The sequence below is a fragment of the Gemmatimonas sp. genome, assembly GCF_046594945.1.
Lineage (GTDB): Bacteria > Gemmatimonadota > Gemmatimonadetes > Gemmatimonadales > Gemmatimonadaceae > Gemmatimonas.
The window spans coordinates 1-14147 of sequence record NZ_JBKJRB010000085.1; the positions used below are offsets into that span (position 1 = coordinate 1).

The 14147-nt window shown below is 65.4% G+C and carries 12 protein-coding genes; 11 read left to right on the top strand and 1 reads right to left on the bottom strand.

Annotated elements, in window-relative coordinates; genetic code table 11:
- Positions 1 to 778: NAD(P)-dependent oxidoreductase (locus ACLL97_RS10275; protein ID WP_411280377.1), on the bottom strand; the 778-nt coding region annotated here is incomplete at its 3' end.
- A gap of 75 nt (positions 779 to 853) precedes the next feature.
- Between ACLL97_RS10275 and ACLL97_RS10280 the strand changes: the two genes are divergently transcribed.
- The 11 genes from ACLL97_RS10280 (at position 854) to ACLL97_RS10330 (ending at position 14142) form a co-directional block, all read left to right on the top strand.
- A complete protein-coding gene (locus ACLL97_RS10280) occupies positions 854 to 1093 on the top strand; it encodes a heavy metal-binding protein (RefSeq protein WP_411280378.1) in 240 nt (79 codons plus the stop codon).
- Between the two features lie 93 nt (positions 1094 to 1186).
- Positions 1187 to 2599: a magnesium transporter gene (gene mgtE, locus ACLL97_RS10285; protein WP_411280379.1), complete on the top strand. Its 1413-nt coding sequence runs from the start codon at positions 1187 to 1189 to the stop codon at positions 2597 to 2599.
- Entirely contained in the window at positions 2596 to 3549 is a 954-nt protein-coding gene (locus ACLL97_RS10290) for a DMT family transporter (RefSeq protein ID WP_411280380.1), read from the top strand. The genes mgtE and ACLL97_RS10290 overlap by 4 nt, the downstream gene beginning before the upstream one ends.
- 14 nt (positions 3550 to 3563) lie before the next feature.
- Positions 3564 to 4580 (top strand): NAD-dependent epimerase, encoded by a 1017-nt coding sequence (locus tag ACLL97_RS10295; protein WP_411280381.1) that lies wholly within the window; start codon positions 3564 to 3566, stop codon positions 4578 to 4580.
- A 6-nt stretch (positions 4581 to 4586) separates the two neighbouring features.
- Complete coding sequence (locus ACLL97_RS10300) at positions 4587 to 5891, top strand: UDP-glucose dehydrogenase family protein (protein ID WP_411280382.1); 1305 nt, start codon at positions 4587 to 4589, stop codon at positions 5889 to 5891.
- 321 nt (positions 5892 to 6212) lie between these two features.
- Positions 6213 to 8135: an asparagine synthase (glutamine-hydrolyzing) gene (gene asnB / locus ACLL97_RS10305; protein WP_411280383.1), complete on the top strand. Its 1923-nt coding sequence runs from the start codon at positions 6213 to 6215 to the stop codon at positions 8133 to 8135.
- Complete coding sequence (murJ, locus tag ACLL97_RS10310; protein ID WP_411280384.1) at positions 8135 to 9541, top strand: murein biosynthesis integral membrane protein MurJ; 1407 nt, start codon at positions 8135 to 8137, stop codon at positions 9539 to 9541. The genes asnB and murJ overlap by 1 nt, the downstream gene beginning before the upstream one ends.
- Positions 9538 to 10623, top strand: coding sequence for a glycosyltransferase family 4 protein (locus tag ACLL97_RS10315; RefSeq protein ID WP_411280385.1), 1086 nt, complete (start codon positions 9538 to 9540; stop codon positions 10621 to 10623). Before murJ ends, ACLL97_RS10315 begins: the two co-directional genes overlap by 4 nt.
- A complete protein-coding gene (locus tag ACLL97_RS10320; protein ID WP_411280386.1) occupies positions 10620 to 11849 on the top strand; it encodes an O-antigen ligase family protein in 1230 nt (409 codons plus the stop codon). Before ACLL97_RS10315 ends, ACLL97_RS10320 begins: the two co-directional genes overlap by 4 nt.
- On the top strand, positions 11846 to 13036 hold the full coding sequence (locus ACLL97_RS10325) for a glycosyltransferase (protein WP_411280387.1): 1191 nt from the start codon (positions 11846 to 11848) through the stop codon (positions 13034 to 13036). Before ACLL97_RS10320 ends, ACLL97_RS10325 begins: the two co-directional genes overlap by 4 nt.
- The gene (locus ACLL97_RS10330) at positions 13033 to 14142 is read left to right on the top strand and encodes a hypothetical protein (protein WP_411280388.1); all 1110 of its coding nucleotides are present in this window, start codon (positions 13033 to 13035) and stop codon (positions 14140 to 14142) included. Before ACLL97_RS10325 ends, ACLL97_RS10330 begins: the two co-directional genes overlap by 4 nt.
- Positions 14143 to 14147 lie beyond the last annotated feature (5 nt).

The following is a 14147-nucleotide window of genomic DNA, read 5'->3' on the forward strand; positions in this document are numbered from 1 at the left end:
GCAGCGGCGACGGCACCTGGTGTTCGCGCGCGAGGTCGGCGGCGATGCCGACGTCTTTGTCGAGCAGCGCCAACCGGAACGTGCGCGGGAAGGCACGCGTGAGCACGCGCTCCGGGAAGAGATTCATGCTGCTGTTGGAGCGGCCGCTCGAGGTGTTGATCACATCGAGCGCGACCTCCGCCTTCACGCCGGCCTTCTCGAGGGCGACCAGCCCCTCAGCGGTGCCCCAGATGTGCATCGCGAGCATCGCGTTGTTCACCGCCTTGAGCGCATCACCGGCGCCAACCGCACCGCAATGCACGATGCGCTTACCGAAGCAGGCCAGCACCGGCTGCACGCGCTCCAGTGTGGCGGCATCGCCGCCCACCATGACCGTCAGCGCACCCTGCACGGCCCCGGTCACGCCGCCCGACACCGGCGCATCGAGAAACCCAATGCCGCGTTCGGCGAGGCGCGCCGCCATTCGGCGAGAGGTCGCCGCGTCGCCCGACGTGCAGTCGACGAGCACGGCGCCTGACCGCATCGTGGCCAGCAAGCCCTCGGGGCCATCGAGCAGCGCTTCCACATTGCGCGACACCGGGAGACAGGTGAGGATGACATCGCATTCGCGTGCGGCGGCGGCCGGCGTGAGGGCGTGACGCACCCCGAGCTCTTTCGCCATCGCCTCGGCCTTAGGCCGGGTGCGATTCCACACGGCCAGATCGAATTCGGGACGCGCGAGGTGACGGGCCATCGGAGCGCCGATGGCGCCAAGTCCGAGAAAGGCGACGCGAGGCATGGAAAGACGGGTGAAGGGGCAGAGCGCCGTCGATTGGCCGGTTGAGGTAACGGGGCCGATCGTGGAGATTGAAAGATGCCACGTCAAAGGATCCACGTGCAGCTCGACGGCCTGGTGGCGGTGCACGCCGTGCGCGCGGTGTGGACGGCGCTGGGGGCCGTTCCCGGGGTGCTACGCGCCGAAGTCACCATGCAGGGCGCCGTTCTCGAGGTCGAAGGCGAGCTGGATCGCGCGGCCCTGGACACGGCGCTCGATGCTGCGGGGGTGTCGGTCCGGAGTCTCCGCGTCGAGGCGAGGGTCCTGCCGGTTCTGTAACGAGCCGTCGCGCGACACCGCCCGGCCGCATTGGTGACTACTCTCGCTCGGTGTGCACGACTAACTTGACCGCCTGACCGCCGCCCTTCGCCGATGCCACCTCACGCTAATAAAGACCGGCCGCTCGCGGCGCTGATCGTGCCGGATCTTCTCGAGTTGCTCGAGGAGCACCCGGAGAGCATCGGACCGCAGACGGAGGAAATGCACCCGGCCGACCTCGCGGATATCGCCGAGGCGCTGCCGGAGGAGATGGTGCGCGCATTCCTCTCGGCACTGCCGAAGGAGCGGGCGGGCGAGGTGCTCGAGTATCTCGACGAGCAGCTGCGGACCATGGTGCTCGAAGAGCTGACGGCCGTCGAAGCGGCCTCGCTCATGTCCGAGATGACGCCCGACGAGCGCGCCGACGCGCTCGAGGAGCTCGACGAAGAGACGGCGGACGATATTCTCGCCGAGTTCGAACCGGCGGAGAAGGCCGAGACCGAGCGCCTGCTGGAGTACGACCCGCATACGGCCGGCGGTCTGATGACTACCGAGTTCGTGTCGGTCGACGAGAATCTGACCGCCGAGGAAGCCCTCGTGGCAGTACGGGCCATGTCGCGGGCCGGGCGTCGCGAGGCCATGTACACGGTCTACACGATCGACGGGAACGGTCGTCTGCGCGGCGTATTGTCGCTGCGCGAACTGCTGGCGTCACCCGACGGCACCCCGCTCAGTGAGCTCGCGTGGAGCGAGGTTGTCAGCGTTGCGCCCGACATGCCGCAGGAAGAGGTCTCACAGATCACCTCGAATTACGACTTAGTGGCGCTGCCGGTCGTGGATTCGGAGAAGCGGCTGCTGGGCGTGGTTACGGTCGACGACGTCATCGACGTCATTCAGGAAGAGGGTACGGAAGACGCGCAGAAATTCGGTGGTATGGAAGCGCTCGAAGAGCCCTACATGCAGATCGGACTGTGGCAGAACGTGCGCAAGCGCGGTGGCTGGCTCGCCGTGCTCGCCGTGAGCGAAATGCTCACGGCGTCGGTGATGGCACGTTACGAGGGCGAGATCGGTCGTGTCCTGCTGTTGTCGCAGTTCATTCCGCTGGTCATGAGCTCCGGCGGCAATTCCGGCTCGCAGGCCACGTCGCTGATCATCCGCGCGATGGCGTTGGGTGAGGTCACGATCGGGGATTGGTGGCGTGTGGTGCTGCGCGAGATCCCCGCCGGTTTCATTCTCGGCTTGCTCCTCGGATCGCTGGCCTTCGTACGGATTTGGGTGTGGCATGCCCTGGGGCTCTATGACTACGGGGTCCACTCAACACTCATCGCATCAACCGTGGGCCTCTCGCTGGTGGGCATCGTGACCTTCGGGTCGATCACCGGTTCCATGCTGCCGTTCCTCCTGAAGCGTCTCGGTTTCGACCCGGCCAGCGCGTCGGCACCGTTTGTGGCCACGCTGGTGGACGTTTCCGGCATCAGCATCTACTTCGGCATCGCCTATCTGCTTCTCCGCGGCACGCTGTTGTGAGGTCCGGGCAGACGGGGCCGTCGTCCGCGCAACTGCTGCGGGCGACGTTGTTGATTGTGCTGAGCGCCTGCTGCTTCGGTAGCTTATCGCCGCTCACCGTGATCGCGACTGGTCGCGACATGGCGCTCGAGTCGGTGCAAGCCTGGCGGTACACGACCAGTGCGGTGCTGCTGGTGGCCCTCGGTTGGTGGCGCGGCACGGGGCGACGCCGCGGTGCAGCCCCTTGGTGGACACCGCGCATTCTGCTGTTAGCGGGGGCCCCTCAGGCCGCGGTGGCCACGCTGGCGTTGGGGAGTCTGCGGTGGATCCCGGCGGCGACGGCATCGTTCCTGTTTTACACGTTTCCGGCATGGGTGGCGGTGATCACCGCGATTCGCGGCAGCGAACGCCTCGATCGCACGCGGGTAACGGCCCTGGTGCTTGCGCTGGGCGGCATTGGCTTCATGGTGGGCGCGCCGAGTGCTGCGTCGCTCAACCCACTGGGCGTCGCGGCGGTACTCACGGCGGCGCTGGTGTACGCGTTGTACATCCCCGTGCTCGGCGCGCTTCAGCGCGAGCGCGATGCGATCGACGTGTCCCAGGCGATCTCCGTGGGCGGCGCGGTGTTGTTCGTGGCGTGGGCCGCCAGTACCGGCACGCTGTTCCGAATTCCCGATGCCGCGGCGTTCGGGGCGAGTGCTCTCCAGGGTGTGCTGACCGCGGTGTCGTTTCTGGCCTTCCTGGCGGGGCTGCGCGTACTCGGCGCGGTCCGCACGGCGATCACGTCCACCGTGGAGCCCTTTTGGACGACCCTGCTGGGGGTGGTGGTGCTGCGGCAGTCGGTCGGCACCGGTACCTTGATAGGCGGCGTCGCCATTATGGGGGCGGTCCTGCTGTTGCAACGGCCACCCGTGGCGCCGCGCCCCGCTCACTCGTCGGCAGCGGACACGTCGGACGACCTTTTTTCCTGAATGGCGATCAGCGCATGGCAAAAATTCTGGTGACCGGAGCCGCGGGCTTCATCGGCTATCATACCAGCGAACGGCTGCTGGCTCGCGGTGACGAAGTGGTGGGCCTCGACAACGTCAACGACTACTACGATCCCACGCTGAAGGAGGCGCGACTCGCGCGCCTCGCCAGCAAGCCGGGATTCCGCCTGTTCCGCATGCAACTGGCCGACCGCGATGGCGTGGAGCGTCTCTTCCGCGAAGAGCGGTTCGATCGCGTGATCAACTTGGCCGCGCAGGCCGGGGTGCGATACTCGATCACGAATCCACACGCCTATATCGAGAGCAATCTCGTCGGCTTCATCAACATCCTCGAGGGCTGCCGGCACCACGGCGTGCAGCATCTCACGTATGCGTCGTCGTCGAGCGTGTACGGCGCCAACACGGCGATGCCCTTCTCGGTGCACCAAAACGTCGACCATCCCGTCTCGTTGTATGCGGCCACGAAGAAGGCCAACGAACTGATGGCGCACACGTACAGCCATCTGTATGGACTGCCGACCACCGGACTGCGTTTCTTTACCGTGTACGGACCGTGGGGCCGTCCCGACATGGCGATGTTCCTGTTCACGAAGGCCATTCTTGAAGGCAAGCCGATCGACGTGTTCAATCACGGCAAGATGCAGCGTGATTTCACCTACATCGACGACATCGTGGAAGGCGTGATCCGCACCAGCGATCACACGGCCGAACCGAATCCGGACTGGAATTCCGACGCGCCCGATGCGGCCACCAGTAAGGCGCCGTACCGGCTCTACAACATCGGCAACAACAATCCGGTGGAATTGATGTATCTCATCGAGACCATCGAGAAGTCGCTGGGCCGCGTGGCGGAGAAGCGCCTGCTGCCGCTGCAGGCGGGCGATGTGCCGGCCACCTATGCCAATGTGGACGCGCTCGTGCGTGACGTCGGCTTCGCGCCGAAAACGCCGATCGAAACCGGCGTGGCGAACTTCGTCGCCTGGTACCGCGAGTACTTTCAGATTGGAGACTGACGCCTCATGAAGATCGCCATGATCGGCACGGGCTACGTCGGCCTCGTGTCCGGTGCCTGTTTCGCGGAGTTTGGCCCTGCCGTGACCTGTGTCGACGTCGACGCCGCGAAGATCGAACGCCTGCTGAAGGGAGAGATCCCAATTTACGAACCGGGTCTCGACGCGCTGGTGGCCAAGGGCATCAAGAACGGGCGCTTGGCGTTTACCACCGACCTCGCCAAGGCCGTGGCGGAAGCGGATGCCGTCTTCATCGCGGTCGGCACGCCGTCGCGCCGCGGCGACGGGCATGCCGATCTGCGCTTTGTGGAGGCGGCGGCGATCGAGATCGCCAAGTCACTGCACGGATACACGGTGGTCGTCACCAAGAGCACGGTACCGGTCGGTACCGGTCGCCGGGTGGCGGAGCTCATTCGCGGCGCCAATCCGACCGCCGACTTCGACGTCGCGTCGAATCCCGAGTTCCTGCGGGAAGGCTCGGCGATCGGCGACTTCATGCGTCCCGATCGTGTCGTGATCGGCGCCGAAACGGATCGCGCGCGCGCGGTCATGCAGGCGTTGTATCGTCCGCTCTATCTCATGGAGACGCCGGTCGTGATGACGACGCTGGAGACGGCGGAGCTCACGAAGTACGCGGCCAACGCGTTTCTCGCCACTAAGATCACGTTCATCAACGAGATGGCGGATCTGTGTGAGAAGGTGGGCGCGAACGTGCAGGATGTGGCGCGCGGCATGGGCCTCGACGGGCGCATCGGCAAGAAGTTTCTGCACGCGGGTCCGGGCTACGGCGGCTCGTGCTTCCCGAAGGACACCGTCGCGCTGGTGCGCACGGCGCAGGAGTACGGCTCGCCGGCGCGTCTGGTGGAGACCGTAGTGCAGGTGAATGACACCCGCAAGGGCGCGATGGCGTCGCGCGTGATCGCGGCGTGCGGCGGCTCGGTGCGCGGCAAAACCGTGGGCGTGCTTGGCGTGGCGTTCAAGCCCAACACGGACGACATGCGTGAAGCGCCGAGTCTGGCGATCGTGCCGGCGCTCCAGGATGCGGGCGCCGCGGTGCGAGCCTATGATCCGGCCGCCATGCACGAAGCGGGAACCTTGCTGCCGGGCGTGCACTGGTGTGCCGATGCCTACGACGTCGCGGTCGGTGCCGACGTGCTCGTGATCATTACCGAATGGAACGAGTTCCGCGCACTCGATCTCGATCGTCTAGGCGCCTCGATGACGCAGAAGGTGCTGGTGGATCTGCGCAACGTGTACCGGGGCGAAGATGTGCGAGCGCAGGGCTTCACGTACACGAGCATCGGCCGGCCGTAGGCAGCCAAGTAGGCATCGTCATTTGCAGAACGCCCGGCCCTTCGGCCGGGCGTTCTGCGTTCCGGCGGCGTCGCGGCCGCATTGGCACAGCCCGTGCCTTTCTACAGCCTGAGGCCGAGCGCGATTCTGGTAGGGCGGGCGAGCGCCTGGCCTCGAAGATTCGATGCAAGTCTCGACGTGACAAGCGTTTCAGAACATCATCTTGTCACGGACGCCCCGCAGCGTAGCCGATGTCGGCCACGATAAACGGAAGGAACTGCCCATCACACGGCAGGTTCTTCCGTCACCTAGGTACTAGTTCGACCGAGCGACTGAACTGCCATGTGCGGTATTGCCGGATTCTGGACGGGAGCGTGCGACGCGGACGTAGCGAGAGCTGCGCTCACGCGCATGACCGATGCGCTCGTGCATCGCGGGCCTGATGCGTCCGGTGCCTGGATCGACGCGTGCCACGGCATCGCGCTCGGTCATCGACGTCTGGCCATTGTCGACCTGAGCCCGCTCGGCCAACAGCCGATGGAGTCGGCATCGGGGCGCTTCTGGCTCGTGTTCAACGGCGAGATCTACAACTATCGGGCGCTTCGCGAGACACTTCACTCGCAGGGAGTCGAGTTTCGTAGCCACTCCGACACCGAAGTGCTGCTGGCACTCATCGAGCGCGACGGCTTCGAGGCCGCGCTCGGTCAATGCGTGGGCATGTTCGCGATCGCGCTCTGGGATCGTCACACGAGACGCCTTGCGCTCGGGCGTGACCGGTTCGGCGAAAAGCCGCTGTACCTCGGCCGTCGCGACGGCGGACTGGCCTTCGCGTCGGAGCTTTCCGCGCTACGGACACTGCCTGGAGTTTCGAGCGAGATCGAGCCGGCGGCACTCGCGGCCTATTTGCGGCACGGATACGTGCCGGCCCCGATGTCGATGTTGCGCGACGTGGTGAAGCTCGAGCCCGGAACGATTGCCACATTCTCGACGCCCGACGTCAATCAGGCACAGTTCACCCGCTATTGGAGCGTGCGTGACACTGCCGTGACCGGCCTAGCCACGACAGCTACCGGCACCGACGACGATCGTATCGAGCGACTGGACACGTTGCTGCGCGGAGCCGTTGCCGATCAAATGGTCGCCGACGTGCCGCTCGGCGCCTTCCTGTCAGGCGGCATCGATTCATCGCTGATCGTGGCGCTGATGCAGGCGCAGAGCGCGAGGCCAGTGCGCACGTTCACGATTGGATTTCGCGAGTCGGCCTTCGATGAGGCCCCGCATGCGGCGGCGGTGGCGCGACATATCGGCACTGAGCACACCACGATGTTCGTGACGGCGCAGGATGCGCTCGACGTCATCCCGCGACTGCCCTCCATCTACAACGAGCCATTCGCCGACTCCTCGCAGATTCCAACCGTGCTCGTATCACAGCTCGCGCGCGAACACGTCACGGTGGCGTTAAGCGGTGATGGAGGCGACGAGCTCTTCGGCGGCTACTCACGCTACCCATTGGCCATGCGCTCCTGGCCTCGACTGACGCGCCTACCGTACTCGATGCGCCGGGCGACGAGCGCGATGGTCACGTCGATCGGTGTCCGGACGTGGAATCACGCGCTGGGGCCACTGGGGCTCATGTCTCGCGGTGTGACTGGCGATCGGGTGCACAAGCTGGCCACGCTGATCGATACACGCAGCTTCCCAGACTTCTACTGTGATCTGGTCTCGGCATGGCGACAGCCGCAGGATCTGATGCCTGGCGTCGTCGAGCGCGATACCGCGATCCGCGAGCCGTTCACGCCCGGGCGCGGCGGACTACTGGCCGACATGATGTTTCGCGATCAGGTCAGCTACCTGCCGGACGATATTCTCGTGAAGGTAGACCGCGCAGCAATGGCGGCGGGGCTCGAGACGCGCGCGCCACTGCTTGACCACCGTGTCGCGGAATTCGCGTGGCAGCTGCCGCAGAACTGCTGGCAGCGCGACGGCCAAGGCAAGTGGATCGTACGGCGCGTGCTCGATCGCTACGTGCCACGCACTCTCATTGACCGGCCGAAGCAGGGCTTTGGCGTGCCGATCGCCGATTGGCTTCGTGGTCCTCTGCGCGACTGGGCCAGCGAGCTGCTCTCGCCGGAAGCGCTGCGCCGAGACGGGATCTTCCGTACGGAGCCAGTACTGCAAACGTGGAAAGAGCACCTAAGTGGCGATCGCAACTGGGCGCCATCGCTGTGGTATCTGCTGATGTTTCAAGCGTGGAGGCGCAGCTGATGCGCGGTTTGCTTCGCGCCGCCTTCGCTATCGGCGGACTCACGGCCGTGGTCAAACTGACTGCGCTATTGAAGGACAGTCTGGTTGCGGCACAATTCGGTAATGGAGCGTCCCTCGACGCGTTCCTGCTGGCGCTCGTGGTCCCCACGTTCCTGATCAGTGTCGCGGCAGGGACGCTGCCTGCGGCACTGACGCCCGCGTACATCGCACAACGTGAGCACCGCGGCGCGCTATCCGCCTCCTGGCTTGCAGGCGCGGTACTGCGACAGAGCTATCGCTGGCTCGTCGCGCTCTCGGTAGTAGCTGGCCTCGCGTCGCTGTCGCTCGGTTGGCTTCCCGGCTCGCAACTCGACGCCAGCACGCGCGCGGCGCTCCCGATGCTCGCGCTCGCATTGGCTCCGTTTACGCTTCTCCAAGGCGTCTGTGCAGCGTGGAGCGGCTTGCTGGCGGCCGAGGGGGCCTTCACGGCCAGCGCATTCGCGCCCATTGCGCAGCCCCTTGGTATCGCCGTCGGTATCGCCGTCGCGCCCACCCCGACGGTGTGGACGATGGTGATCGGTCTGCTGGCCGGTACGCTTGCGCAAGCGATCTGGCTTGCCTGGGCGCTGCGGTCACGCGGATTGTCGATCCGCGGCGTCTCGATGGATCACATTCCCGACGCGGACCGCGCCACCCTCACGGCCGCGCTGGCACGCGTGCGCGTTCAGTATCTCCCAGCAGTTGCCGGCGCCATGCTGATGAGCGCCACTACGCTCGTGGATCAGACGATGGCTGCGTGGTTGCCGGTGGGCAGCGTGTCAGCACTTGGCTACGGCACGAAGGTCAGCTCCGTACTTATGACCGTGGGCGCGATGGCGCTCAGTACGACGCTGTTGCCGCATCTCTCGACGCTGGTGGCGCGCGCCGAGTGGGCGGCGCTCCGCGAGCTCGAACGTCGGCTCCGGTGGTTGCTGCTCGGCACCACGATTCCGATCACCGTCGTGTTGGTGTCTTTCTCGGCGCCGATAGTGCAGCTTCTGTTCGAACGTGGTGCGTTCTCCGCAGCGGAGACTGCGACCGTGTCGCGGGTGCAGGCGGCCTATCTGTTGCAGGTGCCGGGGCACTTGCTCGGCATTCTGTACGTGCGAATGATCTCGGCATTGCAGGCCAATCGCCTGTTGACGATCGGATCAGCCATCAACCTGGTCGTCAACATCGGCTTGAACATCGTGTTCATGCGTCGGTTTGGCGTGGCTGGCATCGCGCTTTCTACCGCCGCCGTATACGCCGTGTCATGCGCGTATCTAGCCGTGGTGGCGCGTCGCCGACTTCGCCTGGCGGAGGCCGAGTCGCTCGCCGCATCGTCGAACGTTTCCTTTCGCGGGATCCCTCAGGCTCCGGAGGCATCATGCGCATCAGCTGCGTGATCGCTTCCCTGGGATCCGGTGGTGCAGAACGCGTCATGCTTTCGCTGTGCGCGGAATGGGCCGCACGTGGTGACCACGTCACGTTGCTCACCTTTGACGACGGTCGGCACGATTTCTACCCGTTGCCAGCTGGCGTAACACGCATCGCGCTCGACATCGCAGGACCGAGCAAGACGCCGTTCGGAGCGATTCGCGCGAACGCGCTTCGCCTCGGAACGTTGCGTCGCGCGCTGCGCAGCACATCGCCCGACGTGATCCTGAGTTTCATGGACCGTACGAATATCAGTACGCTCCTCGCTGTGCGCGGACTCGACATTCCGGTCGTGATCTCGGAGCGTACCGATCCCCGACGGAACGGAGTAGATACGGCTTGGTCGATGCTACGACGCGTGGCGTATCGATGGGCGACCGGACTGGTTGTGCAAACCGAGCGTGTACGCCCGTGGGCCGAGGCACACGTGTCGCCGGCTCGCGTGCACGTGATCGGGAATCCGTTGCGCGAAGTCGCTCCGCCGGCAGTGTCCGCCGGTGATCGCGCCGCGAGGATCGCAGCCGTGGGCCGGCTGATTCCGCTCAAGGGCTTTGACACACTGCTTCGCGCCTTCGCGCTCGTGCGCGTCACGCACCCGGCCTGGCGGCTCGTGATCTGCGGCGAAGGACCCCTACGATCCGCGCTCGAGGCGCAGCGAAGCGCCCTCGGTCTCGAAGATGTCGTCTCCCTTCCGGGTCGCACGAATGCGGTCGACGAGGTGCTCGCCGAGTCGGCCGTGTTCGTGCTGACCTCGCGCTACGAAGGATTCCCCAATGTGCTGCTCGAGGCGATGGCCTGCGGATGTGCCTGTGTGGCGACCGACTGCGATTCGGGTCCGTCGGAGCTGCTGGCCGACGATTCACTGGGACTCCTGGTGCCAGTGGACGATGCGGTTGCACTTGCAGAGGCTCTGACTCGTACGCTGGACGATGCGGCGTACCGAAGTCGGCTGGGTGAGTCTGCCCGCGAATCTACCCAGCGGTATGCGATGGCGCATATCCTGAAAGCGTGGGACGTTGTCTTCGCGACAACGCGGACGCGAGCCACATGATCGCTGCCATCGCTCCCACGGACGCCTTTACCGGCCCCTCGAAGTTGGCCGGCATGGCTCGCAGTACCGGTGCACTGGTGGCCGTAGCCGCGCTGTTCTCAGGTTTTAGTGACTGGGCGTTCAACACCGGCGTGCTCCCGTTCCCGCCGCTGGCGTTCATGCTGGTCATCCTCGGATGTGCCGGCGGCGCCGCGATGCTCGAGCCGTCCCGCCTCGGCGGCGCGAAACTGAAGGCGTGGAGCGCAGCAAGCACAGCACTCGCCATGGTCGCCTTTTTGTGGTCCTCCGGTAGCGCGATCGCGCTTCAAGAGACACAGACGCGCACGCTGTCGGCCATTCTGTTGGTCGGTCTGTTGGTGCTGATGTGTGATGCATCAACTCGGACGCTCACCCGTCGTGCCATTGCCGTGTCGACGCTGGTAACGGTCGCGATCAACGTCTGGGAGATCACACACCCGATGACGTTCAGTATGGCGCTGGGTCGTTCGGCGAGCTTCTACGTGAATCCAAATATCGCCGGTGCGGCGCTCACGAGTGGAATGCTGTTGGCATTTCCTATCGTGCCATCGCGCCTGCGCGAGCTCTTCGTGCTGCTCGTCGGCGCCGGCGTGTTTCTGACGTTGTCGCGCGGTGCCCTGCTCTGCTTCGGCATCGTCGTCGTCGTGCTGCTCTTGTCCAAAAACCTTCGCGTCAAGCGGCTATCGCTGCTCACAGGCGGTAGCACCCTTCTGGTCGCCTCGGTGATGGGTGCCATGATGGCGAGCGGTGAGCTCAGCTACCTCAACGGCGGCGCGGAGCGTTTCGTCAAGCAGCGGCTCGGGATTGGGTCACGAGAAGAGTTCTCTGCCGACGTCAGCGCCACCTCGCGCTCACAGCTAGCCATGCACGCGCTCGATCTCTTCGGCGAGCGTCCACTCACGGGCTACGGCACGGGCGCCACTGTGGAGTGGAACGAGCCCGAGTCGACGCACAACATCTATGTGCGGCACCTCGCCGAATATGGCGTACTCGGCGCGCTGCTCATGCCCGCTTTGCTGCTACTGGCGTGGCCGAGGCACCTCCGCCACGCTTCGCGCCTGTACCGTGGTGCATCGCAGGCGTTCGTGGCCTTGGTCGCGTTGTGGGGCCTGTTCTCGCACAACGTCGCCGACGACTCGTTCATTCTGATCGGCCTCGCGCTTGTTACGGCGCGGCTTGCCCCAAACGATCCGGAGTCCGTCGGATGAGCGCTACGTTGACTGGTCATCCGGCAGCTCGCCGCGAATCGATCGCGTCGTGCCCGCTACGCGTGACGATGTTGCTGGGGGGACTGGGCGTCGGTGGCGCCGAGACGCAGGCAATCGCGCTCGCCGCCGCGCTGCAGCACGATGGACATACCGTGACGTTAGCGACATTGGCTGATGGCCCGCTCCGTTCGGTAGTGGAATCGCACGGGCTTGCCATGCACGTCTTGCCCCGCGTCGCCGGGCTTGCGGCGTCGGCGGTACCCGCCCTCGCGCGATACCTGGCGACATCACGGCCACAAGTGGTGTACGCGTTTCTAGAAGTCCAGTGGTTGCTGGCCTTGACAGCCGTGTCGAGCATGCGGGCAGCCTATCGTCCTCGCGTCGTACTCGGACTGCGCACGAGCGGTTACGATGCGCGTCCCGCCTCGATCAAGGAGCGCGTTGTACGGACGCTCGTCAAGTACGCCACGCCGCGGGCCGATCTGCTCATCGCAAATAGCGGATCGGGGCTCGACAGCTATCGGGCGCTTGCTCCGAATGCACCGGCCGGCGTGGTGGTACACAACGGCATTGATGTCGCGCGATTCGAGCCGTCTGCATCACTACGCGCTTCCTGGCGGCGGAAATGGTCACTCCCAGCCGATGCCGTCATCGTGGGCCACGTTGGGCGACTGCACCCTGTAAAGGACCACGAACTGCTACTGCGAGCTTGCTCGCGTGCCAGTGCCGACACTCGCGCCTTTCATCTTGTGTGCGTCGGCCATCCTGAGCCTACGAAAGTGGCCACACTCGAACGCTTGGCCGATATGCTCGGCATTGCATCACGCGTGCACTTTGTGGGCGGCCTCGCCGAAGCACACACGGTCTACCCAGCCTTCGACGTGCTCGCGCTCTCCTCGCGCAGTGAAGGCTTTCCCAACGTCGTGGCTGAAGCGATGGCGTGTGGAGTACCGGCGGTTGTCACGGCTAGCGGTGCGTCAGCGGATATCGTCGGAGCTTTCGGTGAGGTCGCCCCCGTTGGGGATGTCGACGCCTTCGCTGATGCACTGGTACGAATTCTCGCGCGGGCTTCGTCGACGCTGACGCACGACGTGCGCGCGCATATCGTCTCCAATTTCAGTCTTGATGCCGCAGCAGCACGCACCGCGGCCGCCTTGCAGACCCTGTTTCGGGTGAACACCGTATGACACCGACTCCACTCTCCTCCAGTACGGTCACCGCCAGCGCGCTGCCATCGTCGTCGCTCGCTGCGCTGACAGCGCTCGACGTCCTGCGGCTCGCTCTACGCCGACGCCGACTCCTGCTCGTCCTACCCATGCTGGTCGCCATCACGGTTGTCGGCGTTGGACTGCTGGCTGATCGTCAGTGGGTCTCTCAGGCGACCTTCGTGGCGCAGTCGCCTGGCGGCGGGATCTCACGCCTGGCGGGACTAGCGGCGCAGTTTGGCGTAAATGTGCCCAACGCGCAATCAGGGCAATCGCCTGACTTTTATGCCGACGTGCTACGTGGCGACGGCATGATGCGACGGTTGCTGGCAGGCCGTTACACACGCGTCGGTGGCCAGCCGCTCGATCTGGCGGCCCATCTCGTGCCTGGCGTCGCCGATACGGCGCGCCGCGGCGAGCTCGCTTTGCGTCAGCTGCGCACGATGGTAAGCGCCGGCGTCGGAATCAAAACGGGGCTTGTTCGTCTCGCCGTTCGGCTGGACGACCCTGAACTGGCCCGCCAGGTTGCCGCCCACGCACTGGAAGAGCTGAATCGCCTGAACGTGCTGGCGCAACAGGCACAGGCGTCGCAGGAACGGATGTTTACCGACACGCGCCTCTCCATGGCCCGCGACGAGTTGCGCGTCGCCGAGGACCGCCTCGAGAACTTCTTGCGAAGCAATCGCGTGTTCAGCGGGGCTCCGCAACTGGTGCTACAAGAGGACAGGTTACGCCGAGAGGTGAACCTGCGGCAGCAGGTGGTGTCCGGACTTGCGCAGGGGCTCGAGCAGGCGCGTCTCGAGGAGAGTCGGAATCTACCGGTGATCACGGTCGTCGAGGCACCGGTACGGCCGGCACTGCCGGACAGCCGTCGTCTGGTACTCAAGGCGCTCTTCGCCGCTATCGTGTCGGCCACTGCACTGCTGGCGTTGGTGCTGGCGGGTGAGTGGCGTCGGCGTCTCGCCCTGCTGAACCCCGCGCTGGCTGCCGAGATGGAGTTGCTGGCCGCCGAGGCCGCTCGCGATTTGCGACGTCCGTGGCGCCTGATGTCCAAGGCCCGTTCCGACGACCAGTCGCGCGCGGCCTGAGCACG